At 69.6% G+C, this 21,296-nt stretch carries 22 protein-coding genes; 10 read left to right on the top strand and 12 right to left on the bottom strand.

Annotation, left to right across the window (positions count from 1 at the left end; translation table 11 throughout):
* Positions 1-43: 43 nt before the first annotated feature.
* From ACWFR3_RS32420 to ACWFR3_RS32410, 3 genes are read left to right on the top strand one after another with little or no spacing between them, the layout of a single operon-like run.
* Positions 44-892 carry a class II fructose-bisphosphate aldolase gene (locus tag ACWFR3_RS32420; RefSeq protein WP_453738234.1) on the top strand — a complete coding sequence of 283 codons (849 nt, stop codon included), beginning with the start codon at positions 44-46 and terminating at the stop codon, positions 890-892.
* A 43-nt stretch (positions 893-935) separates the two neighbouring features.
* On the top strand, positions 936-1,271 hold the full coding sequence (locus ACWFR3_RS32415) for a hypothetical protein (protein ID WP_453738233.1): 336 nt from the start codon (positions 936-938) through the stop codon (positions 1,269-1,271).
* Complete coding sequence (locus tag ACWFR3_RS32410; protein ID WP_453738232.1) at positions 1,268-1,966, top strand: polysaccharide deacetylase family protein; 699 nt, start codon at positions 1,268-1,270, stop codon at positions 1,964-1,966. The genes ACWFR3_RS32415 and ACWFR3_RS32410 overlap by 4 nt, the downstream gene beginning before the upstream one ends.
* A gap of 67 nt (positions 1,967-2,033) precedes the next feature.
* Here the strand turns inward: ACWFR3_RS32410 and ACWFR3_RS32405 are convergent, their stop codons facing one another.
* From ACWFR3_RS32405 to ACWFR3_RS32395, 3 genes are all read right to left on the bottom strand, one after another.
* Positions 2,034-3,074: a polysaccharide deacetylase family protein gene (locus ACWFR3_RS32405; protein ID WP_453738231.1), complete on the bottom strand. Its 1,041-nt coding sequence runs from the start codon at positions 3,072-3,074 to the stop codon at positions 2,034-2,036.
* A 167-nt stretch (positions 3,075-3,241) separates the two neighbouring features.
* Complete coding sequence (locus tag ACWFR3_RS32400; RefSeq protein WP_453738230.1) at positions 3,242-3,901, bottom strand: MSMEG_1061 family FMN-dependent PPOX-type flavoprotein; 660 nt, start codon at positions 3,899-3,901, stop codon at positions 3,242-3,244.
* Between the two features lie 74 nt (positions 3,902-3,975).
* Positions 3,976-4,971, bottom strand: coding sequence for an aldo/keto reductase (locus tag ACWFR3_RS32395; RefSeq protein ID WP_453738229.1), 996 nt, complete (start codon positions 4,969-4,971; stop codon positions 3,976-3,978).
* A gap of 133 nt (positions 4,972-5,104) precedes the next feature.
* Between ACWFR3_RS32395 and ACWFR3_RS32390 the strand changes: the two genes are divergently transcribed.
* The 3 genes from ACWFR3_RS32390 (at position 5,105) to ACWFR3_RS32380 (ending at position 8,065) form a co-directional block, all read left to right on the top strand.
* The gene (locus ACWFR3_RS32390) at positions 5,105-5,983 is read left to right on the top strand and encodes a helix-turn-helix transcriptional regulator (protein WP_453738228.1); all 879 of its coding nucleotides are present in this window, start codon (positions 5,105-5,107) and stop codon (positions 5,981-5,983) included.
* A 56-nt stretch (positions 5,984-6,039) separates the two neighbouring features.
* Complete coding sequence (locus ACWFR3_RS32385) at positions 6,040-6,555, top strand: DUF2199 domain-containing protein (protein ID WP_453738227.1); 516 nt, start codon at positions 6,040-6,042, stop codon at positions 6,553-6,555.
* A 208-nt stretch (positions 6,556-6,763) separates the two neighbouring features.
* A complete protein-coding gene (locus ACWFR3_RS32380) occupies positions 6,764-8,065 on the top strand; it encodes a hypothetical protein (protein ID WP_453738226.1) in 1,302 nt (433 codons plus the stop codon).
* A 6-nt stretch (positions 8,066-8,071) separates the two neighbouring features.
* On the opposite strand, the gene ACWFR3_RS32375 is transcribed toward ACWFR3_RS32380, so the two are convergent.
* The 9 genes from ACWFR3_RS32375 to ACWFR3_RS32335 form a co-directional block, all read right to left on the bottom strand.
* The gene (locus ACWFR3_RS32375; protein ID WP_453738225.1) at positions 8,072-9,577 is read right to left on the bottom strand and encodes a toll/interleukin-1 receptor domain-containing protein; all 1,506 of its coding nucleotides are present in this window, start codon (positions 9,575-9,577) and stop codon (positions 8,072-8,074) included.
* Complete coding sequence (locus ACWFR3_RS32370) at positions 9,574-11,523, bottom strand: TRAFs-binding domain-containing protein (protein ID WP_453738224.1); 1,950 nt, start codon at positions 11,521-11,523, stop codon at positions 9,574-9,576. The genes ACWFR3_RS32375 and ACWFR3_RS32370 overlap by 4 nt, the downstream gene beginning before the upstream one ends.
* On the bottom strand, positions 11,520-11,975 hold the full coding sequence (locus ACWFR3_RS32365; RefSeq protein ID WP_453738223.1) for a DUF4231 domain-containing protein: 456 nt from the start codon (positions 11,973-11,975) through the stop codon (positions 11,520-11,522). The genes ACWFR3_RS32370 and ACWFR3_RS32365 overlap by 4 nt, the downstream gene beginning before the upstream one ends.
* Positions 11,976-12,137: 162 nt before the next feature.
* Positions 12,138-13,646, bottom strand: a complete 1,509-nt coding sequence (locus ACWFR3_RS32360) for a DUF4246 domain-containing protein (protein WP_453738222.1) — start codon at positions 13,644-13,646, stop codon at positions 12,138-12,140.
* 122 nt (positions 13,647-13,768) lie between these two features.
* Positions 13,769-14,377, bottom strand: a complete 609-nt coding sequence (locus ACWFR3_RS32355; RefSeq protein ID WP_453738221.1) for a Fic family protein — start codon at positions 14,375-14,377, stop codon at positions 13,769-13,771.
* A complete protein-coding gene (locus tag ACWFR3_RS32350) occupies positions 14,364-15,107 on the bottom strand; it encodes a hypothetical protein (protein ID WP_453738220.1) in 744 nt (247 codons plus the stop codon). The genes ACWFR3_RS32355 and ACWFR3_RS32350 overlap by 14 nt, the downstream gene beginning before the upstream one ends.
* 135 nt (positions 15,108-15,242) lie before the next feature.
* On the bottom strand, positions 15,243-16,499 hold the full coding sequence (locus ACWFR3_RS32345) for a mannosyltransferase family protein (RefSeq protein ID WP_453738219.1): 1,257 nt from the start codon (positions 16,497-16,499) through the stop codon (positions 15,243-15,245).
* A 117-nt stretch (positions 16,500-16,616) separates the two neighbouring features.
* On the bottom strand, positions 16,617-16,952 hold the full coding sequence (locus ACWFR3_RS32340; protein WP_453738218.1) for a hypothetical protein: 336 nt from the start codon (positions 16,950-16,952) through the stop codon (positions 16,617-16,619).
* Positions 16,945-17,445: a SigE family RNA polymerase sigma factor gene (locus ACWFR3_RS32335; protein WP_453738217.1), complete on the bottom strand. Its 501-nt coding sequence runs from the start codon at positions 17,443-17,445 to the stop codon at positions 16,945-16,947. Before ACWFR3_RS32335 ends, ACWFR3_RS32340 begins: the two co-directional genes overlap by 8 nt.
* A gap of 301 nt (positions 17,446-17,746) precedes the next feature.
* Between ACWFR3_RS32335 and ACWFR3_RS32330 the strand changes: the two genes are divergently transcribed.
* The 4 genes from ACWFR3_RS32330 to ACWFR3_RS32315 all read left to right on the top strand — a co-directional run bounded on the left by ACWFR3_RS32330 (position 17,747) and on the right by ACWFR3_RS32315 (position 21,181).
* Positions 17,747-18,070: a hypothetical protein gene (locus ACWFR3_RS32330; protein ID WP_453738216.1), complete on the top strand. Its 324-nt coding sequence runs from the start codon at positions 17,747-17,749 to the stop codon at positions 18,068-18,070.
* Positions 18,071-18,285: 215 nt separating this feature from the next.
* Complete coding sequence (locus ACWFR3_RS32325; RefSeq protein ID WP_453738215.1) at positions 18,286-18,690, top strand: rodlin; 405 nt, start codon at positions 18,286-18,288, stop codon at positions 18,688-18,690.
* A 251-nt stretch (positions 18,691-18,941) separates the two neighbouring features.
* Positions 18,942-20,015 carry a hypothetical protein gene (locus ACWFR3_RS32320; protein WP_453738214.1) on the top strand — a complete coding sequence of 358 codons (1,074 nt, stop codon included), beginning with the start codon at positions 18,942-18,944 and terminating at the stop codon, positions 20,013-20,015.
* A 2-nt stretch (positions 20,016-20,017) separates the two neighbouring features.
* Complete coding sequence (locus tag ACWFR3_RS32315; RefSeq protein ID WP_453738213.1) at positions 20,018-21,181, top strand: hypothetical protein; 1,164 nt, start codon at positions 20,018-20,020, stop codon at positions 21,179-21,181.
* Positions 21,182-21,296: the final 115 nt, after the last annotated feature.

The following is a 21,296-nucleotide window of genomic DNA, read 5'->3' as shown; positions in this document are numbered from 1 at the left end:
CCCACGTCCACACCCTTCACCCACAGCCGCACCGAGGTGCCCCATGCCCCTAGTCCCCACCGCCGGCCTGATGGACCACGCCGTACGCGACGGCTCCGCGGTCCTCGCCTTCAACATCGTGACCCTGGAACACGCCGAGGCCATCGCCCGGGCGTGCGAGGCCGCGCAGTCACCGGCCATCATCGCCGTCAGCCACAACGCGGTCCGCTACCACCACGACGATCCCGCGCCGCTGCTCGCCGCCGCGGCCGCGGTCGCCCGCCGCTGCGGTGTCCCGCTGGCCCTGCACCTGGACCACGTAGAGGACGAGGCCCTCGTGCTGCGCGCACGTGAACTGGGCTGCGGCTCCGTCATGTTCGACGCCTCCCGGCTGCCCCACGAACAGAACGTCGCCAGGACGGCCGCGGTCACCGCGCGCCTGCACGAGGACGGCATCTGGGTCGAGGCCGAACTGGGCGAGATCGGCGGCAAGGACGGCGTCCACTCCGCCACCGCACGCACCGACCCGGCCGAAGCAGCCGACTACGTACGGGCCACCGGCGTCGACGCCCTGGCGGTGGCGGTCGGCAGCTCCCACGCCATGACCGAACGCAACGCCTCACTCGACCAGGACCTCATCGCAAGGCTGCGAGAAGCCGTCGACGTACCGCTGGTCCTGCACGGCTCGTCCGGCGTGCCCGACCGCGACCTCCGGTCGGCGATCGCCCGCGGCATGCGGAAGATCAACTTCGGTACGCATCTGAGCGGGGCCTTCACCCGGGCCGTCCGCACCGCCCTGGACGACTACACCGGCGTGGACCCGCGGCGCTATCTCGCGGCGGGCCGCGAGGCGGTAGCCGCCGCCACCGAACAACAACTCCGGCTCCTGGCCCCCGTGCCCGCCGCCCCCTGAACACGAACAGCCCGCCAGCACCCGACGTCACAGGAGCCAGTACGTGACCACTCCAGCACCCCGCAGCCACGAACCCGTCCCCGACCCCCGAGCACGGCTCGACGCGCTGGGGGAGCGGGTCCTCGAACGCGAGGGCATCCCCATGTTCCTGGCCCTGCAGGTCCCGTCACGGGACGACGACCAGCAGTCGGAAGCGGCGGCACAGCGGGACGCCGAAGGCGAAGAACTCGCCGAACTCCTCCGCCACTACCGGGGCACTCTCGCTCCCGACGCCCCGGACGACGCCGAACCCGCCCTGATCGAAGTCCTCCAGCTCATGGGGGCAGCCCACTTCGCACCTAGCAACCGCACCGCACAGAAGGACGCAACCCAGCAGTGAACGCGACCCCGCACACCCGACTGCCGTCCTTCTCCGGCCAGGAGCAGGCCCTGCGCTCCGGCCAGTACCTGCGCGTGGTGAACTACCACAACACCCCGCACGCCGACACGGACAAGATCCGCGGCGAGCTGAAGACGCTGGCGGAGCACTTCTCCGCCGTCACGCTGGAGGACCTCGACCAGTTCCGGTCCACCGGCCGCTGGCACAAGAGCCGCCCCGGAGTCATCCCGGTGTTCTACGAGGGCTACCGCAACAACGCCGAGGTCGCCGCGCCGCTGGCCGAGGAGGCGGGCCTGACCGCCTGGTTCTTCATCTGCACGGCCTTCCTCGACGTGCCTGTCGCCGACCAGTACGACTACGCCAACGCGCACAACATCGACCTGGTGCAGGAGAACGCCAAGGGCGAGCGCCTCGCCATGACCTGGGACGACGTCGCGGAACTCAGCCGGCGGCACGTGGTCACCCCGCACACCGCGAACCACGCCGAGGCCGCCTCCCTGCAGACCGGCGCGGACCTCGACCGCGAGATCTTCGAGCCCAAGCGCCGGATGGACGAGGTCACCGGCCAGGACGCCGCCTGCACGGCGTTCCTGTGGGGCACGCCCTACGGAGCGAACCCGGCGGTGGACACGGCGCTGCGGGAGGCGGGCTACCGCTACCAGTTCGGCAACACGATGATCCAGCACATCGGCTAGGACCGCGGAGCAGGACAGGACGCAGGGGCGGCACACAGGCGTGCCGCCCCTCCGTGGTCCGCGTGCGTCAGCAGGGGAGCCGCTGCACCATGGTGTTGCTGAAAACGAAGCGGTAGCCGGCCTCGACCAGGGCCTGGTCGGCGGCCGACCCGCCCGTCCAGGCCGAGCCTTCGAGCCAGGCGGTGCACAGCGCGGAACCGCCGGTGGCGCGGTCCATCAGCCGCTTCGGCTCGATCACCTCACGCTCGATGTCCTCCGGCGTGAGCACCTGGCGGGCAGGGGCGTGGGAGGCGGTGTGCGGGGTGACGACATGGCCGCGCCGGTGCAGGTCGCCTATCTCCTCCCAGCTCATGGCGATCCGCTCATCCCGCGGGTTCTCGGGGACGAGCTTGATGCGGTGGGCGAGGGCGTAGTCGTACTGCGCCTCGACCGGCGTGTCCACGAAGGCGGTACAGACGAAGAACCACCCGATGACCCCGGCCTCTTCACAGGCCGCCGCGGCGACGTCGTAGTTGTCCCGGTAGCCCTCGTAGAAGACGGGCAGCAGCCCGGGGCGCGGCTTGTGCCACACACCGGTCCGCGCGAACTGTTCGAGATCGGCGACATCGACGGTCTCGAAGTCCTCCTTGTATCCCCGCAGTTCGGCGACCAGTTCGTCCTTCCAGCTGGCCGGAGTGTTGTGGTAATTCACCACGCGCAGGAAGTGCCCGGCGCGCAGATCAGCCTCGGTGCCGACCGCGCTGATGCCCTGCTCGGCTGACAGCAGCCGGTGCGCGTCGGGGGCCCGGTCGGCCGGCATCGACGCTCCGGGCGGAACGCGATCGGGCCCGAGGCCGGCGTAGGCGAGCGACTGCAGCGTGCGTATCACGGTCTCTTCCTCGGTGTCCGCACGGAGCTGGTCGCGGAACGCGGCGAAGGTGTCGGCGAGTTCGAGGTCGGCGGACTGCGCGGGCGTACGGGGCGGATGGCCGGCCCCGGGGCGCGGATCCCCGGAGGGCGAGGCGGAACGCAGGGGGACGAACATCGGCACGCCCCGGCGCCGGGCCACCAGACTCTGGCTGGCCTCCAGGGCCTGGTGAGGGGTGAGCGCGGAGAGGTTGTGCGACATGGCGGATCCTCAATGCCGAGATCTACTGACCCCTGACACTGTGCTCGTTCGCGCGAGCGGCGGCAATAACGCGCAGATGTTGACTGGAATTGCTCATTTGGGCCGGTGGTGGCCGATTGCCACGGGTGCAGCCCGGCGCCGGAACCCCGCCGGCGCCGGTCGGCCCGTTACTCGTAGCGGTACTTCAGCGAATCCGCCTCCGCCTGCTCGATGTCAGCGATCGTCATCTCCGGCATCCGCAGCTGGGCCAGCGTCACCTCGGCCGACGTCGGCTGGGCGTCCGCGGGCAGCCACTGCTCCGGCTTCCAGGCCGCGCTGCGGAGCAGCGATTTGGGGCAGTGCGGATAGACCTCCTCGATCCCCACCACCAGCGCACTGGCCGGCGGCTTGCCCACGGCCGTCAGCTGCGACAGCAACTCCGGGCGGGTGGAGACGCAGGCCCGACCGTTCACCCTGAGCGTCGTGGTACGCCCCGGAACGACGAACAGCAGCCCGGCCCGTCCGGTGGCGATGACGTTCTGCAGGGTGTCCAGACGCTTGTTGCCGGTCGCGTCCGGTATCGCCACCGTGCGCTCGTCGAGGACGGCGACGAACCCGGCAGGGCCGCCGCGCGGGGAGACATCACAGTTGCCCTCGGCGTCCGTGCTGGCGACGAAGACCAGCGGCGAGCAGCCGATCAACCGCCGGGTCTGCTCGGTCAGTTCGGTCATCTGCTTGCGCACCGCCGCATCGCTGGGAAGCGCGTAGGCCCGGCGCAACGCTTCCTGGTCGGGCACGGCGTCGAGGCGCAGTGAGTCGAAGGCACTGTGGGCAAGGGATGTCGTCATGCCTTCGACCCTAATCTGCCGACCCGCGACCGATCCTGGTCGGTGAGCGCGGGGGACGTGCGGTCGTCGGGCCGTCAGTTCCCCACACCGAGACCGGACATGAACGCGGCCGGGTAGCGGTCGCCGCGTGCCGTGCCCGGGGGCACCGCCTTCTCGATCTCGGCGAGGTCGTCCGTGGTGAGGGTCAGCTCCAGTGCGGGCAGCGCCTCGGCAAGCCGTTCGCGGGTGCGGGCGCCGACCAGCGGCACGATGTCGTCGCCCCGGGCAGCCACCCAGGCGATGGCCAGCTGGGCGACAGTGCACCCCTTGGCCTCGGCGACCCGGCGCAGAGCCTCCACAAGAGCGAGATTGTGCTCGACGTTCTCACCGGAGAACCGCGGACTGCGGCTGCGGTTGTCGCTGGGGTCGGCGCTGCGCCCGGCCGTCCAGTGCCCGGAGATCAGACCGCGGCTGAGGACGCCGTACGCGGTCATACCGATCCCCAGCTCCCGCAGCGTGGGCAGGATCTCGGCCTCCACGGCGCGGGAGATCAGCGAGTACTCGATCTGCAGGTCGGCGACCGGATGCACGGCGTGCGCCCGGCGGATCGTCGCCGCGTCGACCTCCGAGAGCCCGAGGTGGCGCACGTAACCGGCGTCGATCATCTCCTTGATCGCGCCGACGGTCTCCTCGATCGGCACCGCCGGGTCGAGGCGGGCCGGACGGTAGATGTCGATGTGGTCGGTGCCCAGGCGGGTCAGCGAGTAGGCCAGGAAGTTCTTCACCGCCTCGGGGCGGCCGTCCTGGCCGTGGAACGTGGGACCGGGGCCGCTGAGCATGCCGAACTTGACGCTCAGCTGGTAGCTGTCCCGGTCCCGGCCGCGCAGCGCCTCGGCGAGCAGCAGTTCGTTGTGGCCCATGGCGTAGAAGTCGCCGGTGTCGACCAGCGTGACGCCGGCATCGAGCGCGGCGTGCACGGTGGCGATGCTCTCGGTGCGGTCGGCCGCGCCATAGGCGCCCGACATGCTCATCGCGCCCAGGCCCAGCGCGGAGACGGCCGGACTGGTACTGCCCAGGGCTCGCGTCTGCATGGTGTGCTCCTTCGTCGTCGATCTTCGTTCTGCCTCCCACCCTGCGCCCCGGCCGCCATGGACGGGAGAGGAGCGCTCATCGTGGGAGCGGCGCTCCCTGGCTGGCCCGCCCGCCGGGAGGGACCATGGAGTCATGGAACGTGATCAGCTCGCCGACTTCCTGCGCCGCCGCCGCGAGGCGATCCGGCCGGCCGAGGTCGGCCTCGCCGACGGCCCCCGGCGCCGCACCGCCGGACTGCGCCGGGAAGAGGTGGCCATGCTCGCGGGCATGTCGGTGGACTACGTCGTGCGCCTGGAGCAGGGCCGCAGCAGCCAGCCCTCGACCCAGCTCCTTGGCGCCCTGGCCCGTGCGCTGCGCCTCTCCGAGGACGAGCGCGATCACCTGTTCCACCTGTCCGGCCACCAACCCCCGCCCGCCGACGGGGCGGCAGGCCTGGCCCGCGCCGGCCTGATGCGCATGCTCGACCTGCTGGGCAACACCCCGGCCATGGTGCTCTCCGACCTGGGCGAGGTCCTTGCCCAGAACCGGACATCGGTCCTGCTGACGGGCGACCACACCGGGCTCTCCGGGGATCGGCGCTATGTGGTGTACCGGTGGTTCACGGACCCCGCTGCCCGCGCGGTCTGCCCGCCCGAGGAGCGGGAGTACCACGCCCGCCGTCTCGTGGCCGACCTGCGGGCGGCCGTCGGGCGCAGATCCGGGGACTCCGCGGTCGCCGGACTCGTCGACCGGTTGCAGGCCGCCAGCGCCGACTTCCGCCGGCTCTGGACCGAGCATGAAGTGGCGGTCCGGCGCGCCGACCGCAAGACCTTCATGAACCCGCGGGTGGGTCGCATGCTGATGGACTGCGAAACCCTCGTCACTCCCGACCAGCGCCAACAGTTGCTGGTGCTCACCCCTGGGGACGCCGAGACCCGTGAGCGGCTGGAGCTGCTGCACGTGCTCGGCACCGAGGAATTCCCTACGGGGCCGACGGGGCCGACGGGGTCGACGGACACGCCCATACGGTGAAGCTGCTCGCCCCGCCGCCGACGGCGGCTCCGCGGGCGAACATTAGGCTCCCGCCCATGACCACTGATCGCGGATTCACCTGCTCGCGCTGCGACGAGCACCACGCGGAGCTGCCGCTGAACTACTCGGCCGCCGCGCCCTACGTCTGGGACGAAAGCTTCGCGGACGCGCCGGACTGCCTGCTCTCCTCGGACCAGTGCGTCATCAAGGGCCGGCACTACTTCGTCAAGGGCCTGATCGAGTTACCCGTGATCGGCAGCGACGAGGTGTTCTCCTGGGGGGTCTGGGCCTCGCTGAGCCCGGACAGTTTCGCCCGCGCCGCAGATTTGTGGGACAGCCCGGGACGCGAAACCGAGGAGCCGTACTTCGGCTGGCTGAGCACCGAACTCGCCCTCTACGCGCCCAGCACCGTCAATCTGAAGACCCACGTCCACACCAGGCCGGTCGGCCGGCGTCCGTTCATCGAGCTGGAGCCCACTGACCATCCCCTCGCCGTCGAACAGCGCACCGGCGTCACCACGGACCGCGTCCGCGAAATCGCCGAAGCCGTTCTCCATGCGAGGGGTGCCTGAGGGGCCGGCCTGCCTCCATGCCGGTGCGTGATCGAGCGCGGCGGCAGAGCCCAGCCGCTGCACGCATCGAAGCTGCTCTGAGCCCCGAACACCGCCATACGTCGTATTGACCACGCCTGCCGGCCCCCTCAGATTGGCGGTGACGCCTGCCGCGTACTCGCATCACGTACGACTTCGCGCGGGTAACGGGAGCAGCGCAAGGGGGACCATGGTCAGTGTCGCCGTCTTCACCACGAACAACGCGGCGGGCCGGGAGCTGTTCGCCGGTTGCCGCGATCTCGTGCACAGGCTCTACGGTCCCTCCGCCAGGATCCACAACCACTCCGATTCCGGAGCGGGCGGCTTCGTGGGCCGCAGCCTCGTCTCGGACCTGGTGATCCTCGACGGGACACCGGACGGGCCGGACGAGCATCGGTACGACATCGTCCAGTCTGCTTCCTTCATGCTGGATCATGTGCTCGTCGTGGGCCGCCGCTACCTGCCGATCAACGTCGTCGGTACCCGGCGGGGAGGGGCGCCGGTCTATCCCCATGAGCAGAGCAACAAGGCTGTCCTCAAGTGGATCGAGGGCCAGCTCACGCCGTCGGACGGAGTGGACCCGCTCGTGTTGCCGCGGCCGCCGTGGCGCAAGGTGGTGCCGCCCCTGCTGTCGTCGCAGAACCGGGCGCGGGCACGCCGCAAAGCGAGGCGGCAGGTTTTCCTGAGCTATCGCGGCAGCACCCACAAGACGGCCGTGAAGCTCAAGAAGCGCATCGAGCGGGGGGACTTCGACGGCGTTCCCCGTTCCGTCCAGCTCTATTCTCCCGGCGAACTGGCCCTTGACGACGAGGTGTTGTCGCCCCTGATGCGCTGGAACGTACTGAGCATCATCAGCGATGCGATCCTGGACTGCGAGGAGTTCTGGGTCCTTGACCACCCGGAGTACTGGCGGTCGTGGTGGACGCGTGGGGAGCTGGCGACCCTCGCCTACTTTCACGGGTCCGTGCTGAAGCTCTACGATCCCGTGCGCGGCACGGTACGGGAGGCCGGAGCCAAGTACCGCATGTCCTTGACGGAGGCCCAGCGTCGTCGCATGGCCCGGTTTTTCACCAACAGCCACCCTGACCTGATGGGTCCGGAGTCGATGGAGGCCATGCGGGGTTACGCGGCCCTCGGCCTGCAGCGCATCGTGCGCATGGCGTCCGACGAGGTCTTCTCCGACGCGTTCTGGAGTACTCCGCTGCTCCAGTGCCCGGCCTGCAACCGGGGGCGGGACGCGGCGCCGAACGACCTGGACGCGTTTCTCACCAACCGCTATCCCGTTCTCCACCCGGTCCCGGCGCCGGACCTCGTACGCGCTGCCGAGCAGGGCACCCCGCTCCCTTGCCCCAACGCCGGCTGTCCCGACGCCGGCCGCTACCGCGTGGAACTGACCCCACCGCGCTACGTGTGGTATCCGCTGCCGGTAGGTCCCAACAAGACCAGTCTGGAAGTCCTGCCGACCTATCGGGTCCTGCCCCTGCCCCGGTGACGGCCGCTATGCGTCGTGCAGCACCCGGAACGCCTCGTCGAAGGAGCCCCTGTGCCGGCGCCGGACCGCGTGGACCAGTTCGAGTGCGCGCACGACCGAGGCCTTGCCGCCCTGCGCCCACTCGCCGCTGCCGAGAATCGCGGCGGTTTCGGGGTCGTCCCGGTCCGCCGGCATGCTCATCAGGACCTGCTCGTAGGCCTCGCTGCCCGGTTCCTGCGCACGCATCGCCAGGATCTCGTCCCGGGACGCCGCGACGAAGACACAGAACAGCAGATCGGGGTGGAGGATTTCCAGGCCGAACGACAACCCGGTGACCTTGACCGCGGAGGGCGGGCACAGCGCTTCGATGCGCGGAGAGACTTCACTGGCCAGGCCTCTTCGTACGGCAGCGAAGGGGCTGGGGACGCCCTTGGGCACGTAGGACCCGTTGAGTGCGTTCCCCGGCAGGCCGTCCACCGCGGCGGAATGCGGGTTGATCAACAGCCCGGTACGCGGATCAGTGTCGTCCAGGTAGCGGTTGGTGTTCTCCGCGACGGCGCAAGTGAGACTGTCCGGGTACGTCACACGGCGGGTGCGCCGACCGTAGAGGAGATGGCCGTCCTCGGTGACGATGGTCACTGCGTTGTCCATGATGTTCGACAACCGGCTGCCGGAGACATCGCCGTCCCTGATCAGGGCGTCGAGCTTCAGGTAGTGGTCATAAACTCCGAGCGGCGGCGAGTCGCCGTTCTCCTCCCTGAACGCCTCGTTGAGCCCCTCGTAGTCGTACCACCCCACCGGACCCAGTTGCAGCGTGAGTGTCGGTACCTCGAGTGCCGATGTCTCGTCGACCGGTGATGCCCTGAAGCTGCGCAGGCGTACGTTCGGGCCGTCGAAGAACACCTGCCCCGTCTCTTGTGCCCGCTGCTTTCTGTCCTCGATCGCGCGTTCCTTCGCCTGCGCGAGTTCCGGCGGGGTCTTCATCGGAGCGTTGTCGAACTCGACCCGTACTCTGTCCTCGCTGAAGTGCACGTCCTCGGCCCCCCAGAGCCGGATGGCCCGCACCCATCCTCCGGGGTAGTAGTACAGCTTGTCCCGGGCTGCTTCCTCCACGGAGCCCGCCGGGAAGTCAGGCATCAGCGAGGTGGCGGTGGAGGCCAGTTCGCGCACGAACCGCGCGTACTCGCCGCGGCCGGTGATGTGCCGCAAGCCGTCGAACGGCAGGGGCAGCGGGCCGAGTGCCTCGTCGAGGACGAACACCAGCCTCTTGTCACGGGCGAAGCCCATACCCACCTCCAGCCACACCCAGGGAGCCTCCAGGCTCGCGGGGGAGAGGTAGATGACGACATGCGTGGACCGCTCGATCGCGTCCCGGACCGTGTCGAGGATGTCCTGCCCGAGCCGGATGTTACGGCGGTACTCGAAGTGGCTCACCTTGTGCGCGTCGAGCTCTGCCAGAAGTTCGTCCACCTTCGAAGCGTCGCGGCTCGAGAAACTCACCATCACGTACGGCGCCGCAGCTGCGGATGTCATGGGCAGTCTCCTCGGGCAGGTATGCGAACGGCGGCGAGCAGCGGTTCGATTACGGCAGGCGGGTCTCCCGCGGCCAGAAAGAGGGCGAGCTGGCGGCGCATGGAGGAGATTTCTGCGCCGTCGGCGGACTGAACCGCTACGGCGTAGTGGCGAGCTGCTCCGGCCGGTGGCTTCTCCGTCTCCCCGCCCAACAAGTGTCGGTGCAGATCGAGTTCCGCCAGGCTTGCGTGCTCCCATGTGTCCTGCGGACCGATCTGGCGGCGCTTCACGGCGAAGCGGACCACCGGCAGCAGCGATTCGGCCTCCGCCACGTCGCCCTGGCCGCCGCCGAAGTGCTGTCCGCGCAGCCTCAGGAGCGCGACCGCGTTGATCCCCGGGTAGTGGTCTCCCGGATCGGCCGCCATGCCGCTGCGATAGGCGTCGATGGCACGGTCCAGAGAATGCCGGGCGTTGTTCTCGCCGAGATGCAGGGCGACTTCGAAGGCACGCTTGGCCGCGCTGCCCAGCAGCCCCCAGGTCTCCGAGGAGTCCGGGTGCAGGGCGTCGAGTCGCCGGAGCCTGCGCTCGGCCTCCCGCAGGCAGGGCAGCCGTTCAAGGGGTGTCCCGGGGCGGTGGATCAGTGTGAGGGCGTACCGCTGTTGCATGCGGACCCGCGCGAAGGAGATGTCGGCCTCGGCGAGCGGGGCCAGCAGGTCCCGCCCCTCCTCGAAGCGGTCCAGCGTGACAAGGGCAAGCCCGATCTGCTCCAGCAGGGCGTCACGGCTGGTGTCGGGCAGCTCGTTGTGCCGCACGCGTGCGGCGATGGCGATCAGCTGCTCGACGTCGTGCAAGTCGGCTGCCAGGGAGATCTCTTCTGTGTAGCGCGTGAGTTGGGAGATGAGTTCCGCGTCGTGGTCGGAAGGCAGCCGTACGGGTTCCAGCATCGGGAACACCGCCCATACGGGACTGTCGGCCCCGCGTTTCGATGCGGTCAACGCGGGCCTCAGCATGCGGATCGCCGCGACTGCCTGCCGGTCGCTGACCCTGGTCATACCGCGTTCGTAGCGCTTGACGGTGGCGTGGCCCAGGTCGAAGGGGGGAGTGACCCAGCGTGGCGCCATGATGAGTGTGCCCGAGCGCCGCCAGGCGTGCCGTACGCCCAGTTCCCACAGGACGTTGGGGTTGAACGTGGCGAGATCGGCCACGAACAGGTCGGCGGTGTTGATGCTGTGCAGCATGCGTGCGTCGATCGCCTCCAGGCCTGAGTCGAGGTCGGTGCGTATCGGCCGGTACCCGCTGTCGAGGAGGGCGGGCACGAGGACCCTGTTCCAGGTCTCGTTCGCCTCGAACCGTTTGAGTTCACGCGTGGTGTCCCGCTTGCTGCCGTACGGCATGGCCACGAAGGCCGTGGGAGAGGCCTCCTTGCTCGCCGAGGGATCGAGGCGCAGCACCAGGTGGCCCAGTCTCTCGGCCGAATCGGCCAGCGACTCCGTGTGATCCTCTCCCGCTCGGCGGCCGCCGGTCACCGCGACGACCACGAGCTCCTCCGGATTGCGCCCCTGCGCGTCGTCGGCCCGCAAGCGGGCGCGCGCGTGATCGAGTAGCGCGTGGTTGACCGCGCGAAACCCGTCATCGTCCTCCGATGCCCCCGCGACAGGGTGCAGCCGCACACCGGGGCTGCGGGAGAGGTCCTGGAACGCCCGCACCCATTCAGGTCCTTTGTCCGCGACCGAGGCCGCCACGAAGGCGTCGATGTCCTCGGTGAGAAGGAGGTCGACCTCGGCCCTGGCGCGCAGTGCGGCAGCAAGGGACAGCAGGTCGGCGCCCGCCGCGGCGGAGCCCACGGCGAGCCTCGGACGCAGCCCCGCGAAGAGCCGCTCCAGCCTTTCCTCCAGCCAGGCCACTCCGGTCTCGGGGAACGCACCGTCCGCCCCCGAGGGGCGTCGGCCGGCGAAGAGTACGATCACGGCATCTCACGCTCTGCCCACAGGGCGTTCTCCTGGCTCGTGATCTTTTCTACCTGTTCGGCGAGCAGGACGTCGGCATTCTCCGCTTCGGCATAGTGCCCCCCGTGCGCGAGATACAGATACTGCTCGCGGCGCAGGCTCTCGCACACCGCCCGGTACCTGATCCAGTTCTCCTGGAACTTGAAGAGCTGCTGCGCTCCCTCGATGACCGCGACCAGGGCTCCCATGGCGGCGACAACCCAGTTGGGGGCGGACGCGGCGACGGCGACGGGCAGGCCTGCCGCCAGGAACAGTGTGACCATCTTCAAGCGCTTGAACTGTCGTTGCGCGCCGCTGCTCTTCCGGTCGAACCAGCCCATCTGGTCCTGTAATCGCTCCCAGGTGATGTTGGCCGGCTGGGTGGCGCGCAGCCCCGTCGGTTCGTTTCTGGGTGCCGGAACTCCAGGCTCCATTGTTGAACCCCCCTTGTCGCCCCCGCGGGCCGGACCGACGCAACCCGGACCGTGACCCACGATGACGCAGCGGCGCGCTCCCCACAAGACGATCAGCATCAGAGGCAGACGGCCTCGAAACCCGGTACACGGGCCGACCGAGCCGGGCTCGGCTGTCGGGGTTCAGTGCTCGCAGAGCGAGAACTCACGCTCGTAGACCCGCTCGTTGTGCTCGTCGACGAAGAACTTGCGTTCCCGCATGAGCTGTTCGCGGTATTCCCCGGCCTGCTCCAGCGTCATGGTCGAGGTGTCGGACCACGGCTGCTGCGGTGGTACGTCGGAGGTCGAGACGATGGTCTGCGTCGGGTCGACCAAGAAGAACGCGAGGATCTTGCGGTGTCCGGGCCGGTCGGGGTCGGCGAGGCGGAACGGTCCGACGCGGTGCTGCAGGATGTTCGGGAATGCCAGGCAGCGGCCTGCCGGGGTGGATGCCGATCCAAGGACCTGATTCAGAGGGTCTTCGTCGTCCAGGCCGTAGACCTCACTCATGCCGTTGCTGTCGTTCTGCTCGTATTCCGGGTCGTCGAGGGCCGACCGGAAACTCAGCCGGCTTTCCGTGATGTTCTCGCTGTCCCAGTAATAGATGCCGGTCGAGACGATCCGCTCGTTCAGCATCCCCTCGACGTGCCAGGAACCGCCCTCGTACTCGGGCTTCTCCGGGGTGAGGTGGATCGTGGCGAGCTTGGCGATGACCTGGAGGCGGCGGCCGCGCAGGTCGACCCGGGCGGAGTCGTCGGGCGCCGCGGGCGGGACGAAGGCCGAGGCGTCGGGGACGGCCGGTACGCGGTTGTCCCACCAGTCGTCCATGGCCCTTTCATACGCGTCGTGGGCATCGTCGTCATCGGTGTCGGGTTCGACCGGCTCGCTGCCCTCGTACCACGAGTAGGGATTGGCCTTGATCCGCAGCGGCCGCGGATGGCGCAGATCGGTGAGCACGTTCTCCCACAGCGGGCGCATGCGGGCGAACAGGGCCGGCAGCACAGAGGCGAGTTCGCGATGATCCTCGGGGTGGACGTTGTTGACGTACGAAAGGAAGGACACGTCGCCGTCGTCGCCGACCTTCACATCCGTGGGCAACCACTGGAACTTCTCCGAGAATTCGTGCTTCGACCAGTATGTCGGCGTGAATTGCCAGGATGCCTCCGGCGCATTGCTCACCTCGCGTACGAGGCAGAACAGGGAGGGGTGAACCAGGTCCAAAACCTGGCCGTCGGAACCCGGATGCCAGTCCTTCTCCGCATCGGGGACCTCTTCCAGGACCCGTACCGCCTCGCGCAAGCGGGATCTCAGCTCGTCGTCGACCAGTGTGTCCGACTGATAGACCCCGTCGACGCCGGACACCTCGATGCCGGTACGTTCGTCACGCAGCCCGGCGTAATAGGCGAGTTCGTCGAGAACATAACGAACCTGCGCTTCGGTCATGCCCTGGGCAGTAGCTTCCCGCGTCCATTTGGCGACAATCCCGGGGTCGTTCATCTTGACGAACCACGACGGCTTTTCCCGAATGGCGGCGCTGCACTCCATCATCTGCAACTCGCGCAGAGTCCGGGGTATCGCGAGGGACGCTACGCGGGAACCAGGGGTGGAACCGGCTCCGGAAAAGGGCAGCGGGAAGGCGGTCTGGTCAGTCAACTTCTCTTGGTCCTCACAATGGAAGTGCAGTGCCGCGAAGCGTACTTCAGCCCACTGACAGCGCAGCGAGGAGCGAGCAGTGTGAACCGCGTATTCCGGGGAGCGGCGGACGCCCGAAGGCGTCAGTGCCGACGGCGGTTGAGGACCCCGATGAGAGTGGCAAGGTCGGCGGCACCCTCCGGGTCATCCGCATAGCGGGTCGTCTGGAGCGGACCGACCTCGGGAAGGACGATGTCCTCTCGGGCCAGGACGTGGACCAAGGCCAGCAGGGCGGCGCGGGCGTTGCCATCGGTGAAGGGGTGGAAGAACGCCACGTCGAGGTATGCGCGGGCCGCGCGGGACGCCAGCGGGATGTCCGGGGCGGTCACCTCGCGCAGGCAGGAAGCGAAGTCGGCCCGGGTGTGCGGGGTCAGGGCGTAACGCTCGCGACCGGCCTTCGCGTAAGCGTCGCTCGTGCGGAACGGTGCCTCCGGCGCGCCGAGGATCGCGCGCTGCCAGGTGGCCAGCAGGGCGAAGTCCAGCGGGGCGCGGCGTGCGGCATCGGCCCGCGCCAGGGTGTGGGCGGCGAGCAGGCGCTCGGCGCGAACCGGGTCGCGTCGGCGCACCGGGCCTTCGCACCAAGTCCGGAACCCGTCGCTCGCAGGCAGCACACGCCGCAGCACTGGTGCGTGGTGCCAGTCGGCCTCACCGCGCACGCGCAGCCACACCGAAAGGCTGTCAGTAGCGGTCATGGAGCTCCTCCAGAGCCGCCCTCTCACGGTGGTCCCGGTAGGGGGCGTGGCTGGTGAGCCCGACGGCGAGGTCGTCGCCGACGGATTCGATCAGTGTCCGCCCGGGGGCGACCCAGCTCTGGAACCGGCCGCCGATCGCGCTCTCCACTGCTCGCTCTGCTTCGGCCTGGTCCATTCCGGTGGTGGTGAGGAACCAGCCCAGAACTGTCGAGGCCTGCCGGTGCCAGCCGCCCTCCGCTCCCGAGTCCAGCGTGTGCGTCACGAGCCGGACGCAGGCCCGCTCCAGGTGCCAACTGCGATCCTCGGGTGAGGCGTCCGTCGGCGGCGCCAGTTCGGCGAAGCGCTGAGCCATCTGCTCCAACCACTCACGCCACTCCAACAGTGCGGCCACGACACGTGCCGCGGTTTCGTCAGGGGTTGTCACCGAGCTTGGCCCGGTGACCCAGTTACCGATGGGCCCGCCGTAGCGGTAGCACCAGCTCCATCCCCAGGCCCAATTGCCGTACCGCTCAAGGATGATCGCTTCGATCTGGCGTTCACACCAGCGTTCGCCCTCCCACCAGCCGGCCATACCGGAAAGCACGGGTGGCACCCACTCGCGGACCAGCGAGCGCAGGCAGGCGTCCTCGTCCTCGTCCCAGGCGAACGGGTGGCGGACCGGGTCGAGTTCGTCCCAGTTCCGCATGCGCTCGTAGGTGGTGGGGGGCACACGGTTCTCGGGGAAGGGCAAGGTGTCACGGTTGTACGTCAGCGCTGGCCACTCTTCCTGTCCGGTCCTGTCCGGTGTGATCGGCCCACCAGTTTCGGCGAGAAGACTCCCGGTGGCGAACGGTTTTCAAGCGGACGGCCTGGACGTGTGGACCACTCATCCCGCCCAGCGCCCCGTAAGGAAGGTGAGGGTGACGATCGTCGTGAGCGGAACGCCCAGGCACAGGCAGATCGTGGTGAGCCGCGGGCGGCGCAGGCTCCAGGCCGCCAGTGCGATCCACAGCGGCCACCACACGAGGGTGGCGCGGGGGATGGACATGTACCAGTACGAGGTGCCGAGCGCCCAGAGGTTGAGGGCGAGGTAGAGGACTTCGGGCCAGTGTCGGCGCCGGATCAGCAGGGCCAGCAGGAGCAGACCCGCTGCCATGGCGAGGAGTTCGGCCTGGAACATACCGGCGTACCCGGTGGCCTGGGTGTGGGAGAAGGCGGATTCCCAGGTGCGGGACCACGCATCCCACGGGGCGTGGAAGGTGCGGTGCCAGCCGCGTTCCTGAGCACGCTGCCAGGCCATCCAGTCACCGGTGTGTGCGTGCAGGTACCAGCTGTAGAGGGCGGCCGGGAGTGCGGGCAGAGCCAGCCACGGCAATGCCGGCCAGCGCCGGTGGGTGCGGGCGGTGAGCACGAAGTGCAGGGCGATGGCCGCCGCCAGGAAGAGCCCGGTGACCCGGACGGTGCTCGCGAGGGCCGCCAGGGTGGCGGCGAGGGGCCAGTGGTGCCGCTGGGCCGCGAGCCAGGCGGGCAGCGCCAGGGCGAGGAAGAGGGCCTCGGTGTAGCCGACGGCCAGGAACACGGCGCACGGTGAAAGGAGCAGGAACAGGGCGGCGCGCCGGCCTGCGGACGGGTGGCGCAGTTGGAGGCGGGCGATGCGGGCCAGCGCGAGGACCGCGACGGCCCCCGCGGCGAACGAGATCAGCAGGCCCGCCGCGGTCCAGTGCGGGACCACGAGGTGCACGGCGCGCAACAGGAGCGGAAAGCCGGGGAAGAAGGCCTCCCGGTTGTCCCAGGTGCTGAGCGCGGGACCGGCTCCGTCGGGGAAGTAGCCGTCGCGCGCGATGTGCATGTAGTGGGCCCAGTCCCAGTGCTGGAAGGGGGCCAGGACGCTGTCGGGCTGCCGGGCGTCGGGGGTGTCGGGAAAGAGCCAGCGGGCGCAGTAGGCGGTGATCCAGATGGCCAGGCGTGTCAGCAGGTACAGCCACAGCACTTCGCGATCGGCGGGTGACAGCCGCAGGGCTGCGTGGCCCGAGCGGAGGGACGGCGGTTCAGCGGGTGGCGGCTTGTGGTCCTTGCCGGGATGTACGGGGGCGATCGGACGCTCGGACGGCCGCGTGGCCGGCGAGGGTATGAAAGGGGGCATAAGGGACTCTTCTGGGTGTGCGTGAGCATGCGGCATAGGCCGGTGGGGCCCGCCGGGTCACGGGGTGTCAGAACAGGGGCGCGCGGAGCGGCCGGTCGTGGAGCCGGGGGCGCGGGATCAGCGCGGGGGCGGGCTCGTGCTGACGTAGCGGGAGGGGTCGTCCGAAGGTGTGGAGGAGGGCGGCGGGGCGGTATCCATCGGGGACGGTGCGGGCTGGGACGGTGCGTTCGCCGGGGGTACCGGTGCCGGGTCGCCCGGCAGCAGTGCGGCCGCGGCCGCTCCACCGGCGCCCAGGACCAGGCACGCGGCAAGCGCGACCACGGCGTGCCGGCGTCGCTGCGCCCTCTTGCCGCGCTCGGCGATCTGCGTGAACGGCGCAGGGCCTGCCTGGGCCTGGCCGTGGTCGGCGGCCTCATGGAACAGAGAGCGCAACGGGTCGTGGGAATCAGACATCGAAAGCCTCCTCCTCGATGCGCGGGTCCTCGAGGCGACTGGCGAGCGCGGCCCGCCCGCGGAACAGGTGCGTCTTGATCGTGCCGTTGGACAGCCCGGTCTCCCCGGCGATCTGCTCGATGCTCAGATCGCACAGGTAGTGCAGGGTCATCGTGCGGCGCTGCTGGGCGGGCAGGGTGCGCAGTGCGTCCACGAGCACCACGGCCTCGGGGCCGGGGCCTTCGGTGTCCGGCGGAGCGCTGCTGCGCTGCCAGGCCTCGGTGGTACGCCGCCGAGACCGCCAGCGGCTCACCGCGAGGCGCCAGGCGGTGGTACGGATCCACGCCTCGGGCTGCCCGTCACGATCGAGCCGGCGCCGATGCCGCCAGGCCCGCACGAACGCCTCCTGTACGACGTCCTGTGCCTCGTGCAGGTCGCCGAGCATCACGTACAGCTGCCCCGTGAGACGCGTGACCGTCTGGGCATAGAACTTCTCGAACTCCTCGACGGTCAACGGCCACTCCTGGATCTCTCTCGCTTCACCAGGCATACGCCCGCCGCCCCCGCTCCGGTTGACACCGGCACGAAGACAGCGGGGTGATCGTCATCACGCGTGCTGGCGGGAACGCGGGGTCTCTGCGCTCCCTCTGAGAGGGGTTGTGTCTCAGGCGTGGGTGATGGCGTCCAAGGCACGAGCCGTTGCGGCCTAGCCGGCGTCGCGCCCATGCGGGTGATCCTCGCACCCGGCGCTGGCATTATTTCTGGTCCGTGCGACCAGGCCGTGGTCGGAGACAGAGCGAAGAGGGCGGCTTGCCGTGACTGACCTGCCGCAGAGGCTCATGGCGTGGTTCGCCGGGCATGATCAACACCTGCAGTCCTGCGGAATCACGGGTGTCATCGGGCGGTCGCCCGCGGACTGGTGCAAGTCCAGCGCCTGGATGACCCTCGAAGTCGGTGACCACGGAGCCCAGCTCATCGTCTGGATCAGCGGGGAAGCGGAGTTGATGTACGGGAACGTGGCAACAGGAGTTGTCCGACAAGAGCACCGCGATCTTCATACCGGGCAGGACCTTCTCGATGCCATCGAGACCATCTGCGTATGGATGCGCTCCAAGGGTGCTCCGACCCTGGACGGGTGACCTCCGGGGAGTTCGACGCGTGCGATCAACGCGGCGCGGTGCGGCGGTGGTTCCGGGCGCGGCGGAGGCTCGTGCCGCGCCGCTGGGGCGGGTCATGACAGCCTGCGTCAGCCCGGCTCCGCCGACACTCCGCTAACGGGTGAATAGGAGCAGAACCGGGGCATTGGCGGATGTACTGGCCCCTCCTAGCAACTCACGTTTCGTTCTGGAGTGACATGCGTACCCGTAATCTCCCCCTCGCCCTGAGCCTTGCCGCCGTCGCCCTGGCCGGCAGCGCCGGCAGCGCGGTCGCCATCGGTGACGACACCGGCACCACCTCGCTCAGCGGCAACGGTGCCGAGACGGCGTTCGGCAACAGCGCCACCGACGGGGACATGAGCCTGCAGGGGAGCCTGGTCCAGGGCTCTTTGAACAAGCTCTGCCTCGGTGTGCCCGTCAAGGCGAACGTGGGCTCCCTCGTCGGCCTCGTGCCGATCGCGGTTCAGGACATCCCGGTCCTCTCGGCGCCGCAGAACCAGCAGTGTGCCGAGAACTCCACGCAGGGCAAGCAGGACGAGCCGCTGTCGCACATCCTCAGTGACATCCCGGCGCTTTCGGGCAACGGCTCCAACAACGGCTGAGCCCACGCGCTCTGCGGGCCGGGCATCGCCCGGCCCGCAGCGGCAGCACGAGGGGCCTGTGGCCCTGCACTCGATCCGCCCGCGGACCGGCTGCAGAGCCACAGGCCCCTCTGTGCGTCAACTGTGCCCGCAGATAACGGAGTTCTACGCCACCCGGGTCTCCGGCAGGAACCGCGTTCGGCTGAATGCCGCCTATTGGCGGGCGTGTGCATGCCAATATGCTGTGCGACCTTCGCGTACTGGGGGGTCTCGTGAACGGTCTCCGTGTGGTCATGGCCGGCCTGGCGCTCGCGTGTGCCGCGCTCGTGGCACCCGCCGCGGCCGTGACCACGGCCGCCCCGGCCAAACCGAGTTGGTCGGCGCTCCCGGTGCCCGCGGCGGCAACCCCGCCGGTGACCGTGACCGATCTCGCCGCCCGCGGACCGGGCGAGGCGTGGGGGACCGGGTACGAACAGGCCGCCGACGGACTGCGGCCGCTGCTGTACCGGTGGAACGGCACCGCGTGGAACCGCGACACCACCTTCCCCGGCGCCGATGAGCCGGGCTGGCTCGGCAAGGTGCAGTTCGTCGGCAAGGAGGAGTGGATCCTCCACAACAACCGCGCGGGGGAGGGCGAGATACTGCGCCGGTCGGCGAGCGGATGGAGTGTCGTCCCGCTGCCGCAAACCCTGTGGACCTACCAGGACTTCACCGCGGTATCAGGTGCCGCGTGGGTGGTCGGTGAGGACGACACCGGGCTCAAAGTCCTGCACTACGACGGTTCCGCGTGGACCACGCAGGCGGTCCCGGACGGGGTGCTGTACCTGATGGGAATCACCGCGCGTACTGCCACCGACACCTGGGCATGGGCGGACACCAATACCGGAACCGCTGTCCTGCGCTGGGACGGCACGGCATGGCGCGACGCGAAGGTACCGCTGCCGCCGAACAGCAACATCCACACGATCCTGCTCGAACCGTCCGGCCGGGTCACCATCAGCGGCAGCCAGTACACCGACGGCGTGGCCCGCACCTACCTGATGACCTTCGACGGGCACGCCTGGCGCACCACCTACCCGCCGCTGGGCGACACCTCCACCGAGGCCATGGTGCGCGGCCCGGACGGCGCGCTGTGGCTGCCGGTGCGCAGTGACCGCGCGTTCCAGTCCAAGTACGCACGGGTGGACGGCAACCGCACCAGCTACTCCTACGGCCCCGAGCGCACGAACGCGATCGACGTCAAACCGCGGGCACTGGCGAGCGCCGGGCCCTCACTGCTGTCCTTCGGGACCGCCGAGATCTACGGCTCGAAACCGAACCTGATGAGTGAGCGGCTCGGAGGCTGACCATGGCACGCAGACTTCCCACGGCAGGCAGACTTCCCAAGGCGGGCAGACTCCCCGGGGCACGCGGAATCCTCGTCGCGGCTCTCGCCGTCGTCATGGCCCTCACGGCCGTCATGAGCCCGGCCGCGGCGGAGACCCGGTCCTGGCAGCACGTTCCGGTCCCGGCCCAGGTGCGCCCGCAGGCCGGGCTGAACGAGGCTGTGGCGTTCGGGCCGGACCGGGCGTGGGCGGTGGGCACCGACGCGGTGGGCCGCGAGGCACCGGGCTATCCGCTGATGCTGCGCTGGGACGGAACCGCGTGGCAGCGCCAGAGCCTGCGCGGGGTCGGCTGGCAGGGGGAGTTGCTGTCCATCGCCGCGACCTCACCGACCGCGGTCTGGTCGGTCGGCCGCGACTCGGCGGGTGGCGCCCGTCTGCTCCGCTACGACGGCAAAGCCTGGAAGGAGAGCCGGCCACCGGCCGGAGTCGTGCTGACCAAAGTCGTCACCGGCGGCGGTGAGACCTGGCTGATCGGATCGCGGGACGGCGCGCAGGTGTTGCTGCGCCGGGACGGGAGCAACTGGCGGGACGTGCCGGTGCCGCCGGGATCCGTGTTCGGCCTGCACATTCTGGGGGCCGACGACGTCTGGGCCGCGGGTGCCACCAACTCCGGTGCGGCCGTGTCGCACTGGGACGGGCAGGCATGGCAGCAGACGATCGTGAACGGGTTCCCGCGGTCGGGCGTGAGCAGCGTGCTGGTCGTATCGCCGACGGAGATATGGGCGGGTGGCACGGAGGGGTTCGTCGGCGGCCCGCCGGGCCGGCCGATCCCGCCTCTGCTGGTCCGCTTCGACGGACAGGCCTGGAACCGGGTGACCGTCCCCACCGACTTCGGCTCCATCAACTCGCTGGCCCCCACTTCGTCCGGCGAGCTGGGCTGGGTCTCGGTGGCCCGCTCGCAGAAGTGGGCCCCGCCGGGCAGCAATCCGCCGCTTGTCCCGGGCCCGGATTTCCTTGCCTGGAACGGACAAACATTCACCGAGCACAGCGAACCGGCCGTGGCCGGAGAGGGCGAGTCCTGGGTGCTGCGGCTGACGCCGGTGCCGGGCACGGAGACGGTGTGGTCGGTCGGCAGGGCCGACGGCCCCGAGGGAACCTTCGCCCCGCGCATCCTGCGGTTCGGCTGAGCATGACGGGAACTGCCGCCTCCCAACTCCGCGCCCGTTGGCTGTGATTGACGGCGCCGGAGGGTCATATCGAAGACTGACCCGCCCGCAGCGCCCGTGCGGGTCGCCAAGTCTC

The sequence above is a fragment of the Streptomyces sp. NPDC055189 genome (assembly GCF_053606765.1).
The sequence above is the reverse complement of the archived record's forward strand: the minus strand, read 5'-3'. Positions and strand labels throughout refer to the sequence as shown.

Excerpts from the sequence above, each read along its gene's own strand:
- ACWFR3_RS32420 (WP_453738234.1), top strand. The coding sequence starts at position 44 with ATGCCCCTAGTCCCCACCGCCGGCCTGATGGACCACGCCGTACGCGAC.
- ACWFR3_RS32405 (WP_453738231.1), bottom strand. The coding sequence starts at position 3,074 with ATGTCGCACAACCTCTCCGCGCTCACCCCTCACCAGGCCCTGGAGGCC.
- ACWFR3_RS32400 (WP_453738230.1), bottom strand. The coding sequence starts at position 3,901 with ATGACGACATCCCTTGCCCACAGTGCCTTCGACTCACTGCGCCTCGAC.
- ACWFR3_RS32395 (WP_453738229.1), bottom strand. The coding sequence starts at position 4,971 with ATGCAGACGCGAGCCCTGGGCAGTACCAGTCCGGCCGTCTCCGCGCTG.
- ACWFR3_RS32390 (WP_453738228.1), top strand. The coding sequence starts at position 5,105 with ATGGAACGTGATCAGCTCGCCGACTTCCTGCGCCGCCGCCGCGAGGCG.
- ACWFR3_RS32385 (WP_453738227.1), top strand. The coding sequence starts at position 6,040 with ATGACCACTGATCGCGGATTCACCTGCTCGCGCTGCGACGAGCACCAC.
- ACWFR3_RS32380 (WP_453738226.1), top strand. The coding sequence starts at position 6,764 with ATGGTCAGTGTCGCCGTCTTCACCACGAACAACGCGGCGGGCCGGGAG.
- ACWFR3_RS32375 (WP_453738225.1), bottom strand. The coding sequence starts at position 9,577 with ATGACATCCGCAGCTGCGGCGCCGTACGTGATGGTGAGTTTCTCGAGC.
- ACWFR3_RS32365 (WP_453738223.1), bottom strand. The coding sequence starts at position 11,975 with ATGGAGCCTGGAGTTCCGGCACCCAGAAACGAACCGACGGGGCTGCGC.
- ACWFR3_RS32355 (WP_453738221.1), bottom strand. The coding sequence starts at position 14,377 with ATGACCGCTACTGACAGCCTTTCGGTGTGGCTGCGCGTGCGCGGTGAG.
- ACWFR3_RS32345 (WP_453738219.1), bottom strand. The coding sequence starts at position 16,499 with ATGCCCCCTTTCATACCCTCGCCGGCCACGCGGCCGTCCGAGCGTCCG.
- ACWFR3_RS32340 (WP_453738218.1), bottom strand. The coding sequence starts at position 16,952 with ATGTCTGATTCCCACGACCCGTTGCGCTCTCTGTTCCATGAGGCCGCC.
- ACWFR3_RS32325 (WP_453738215.1), top strand. The coding sequence starts at position 18,286 with ATGCGTACCCGTAATCTCCCCCTCGCCCTGAGCCTTGCCGCCGTCGCC.
- ACWFR3_RS32315 (WP_453738213.1), top strand. The coding sequence starts at position 20,018 with ATGGCACGCAGACTTCCCACGGCAGGCAGACTTCCCAAGGCGGGCAGA.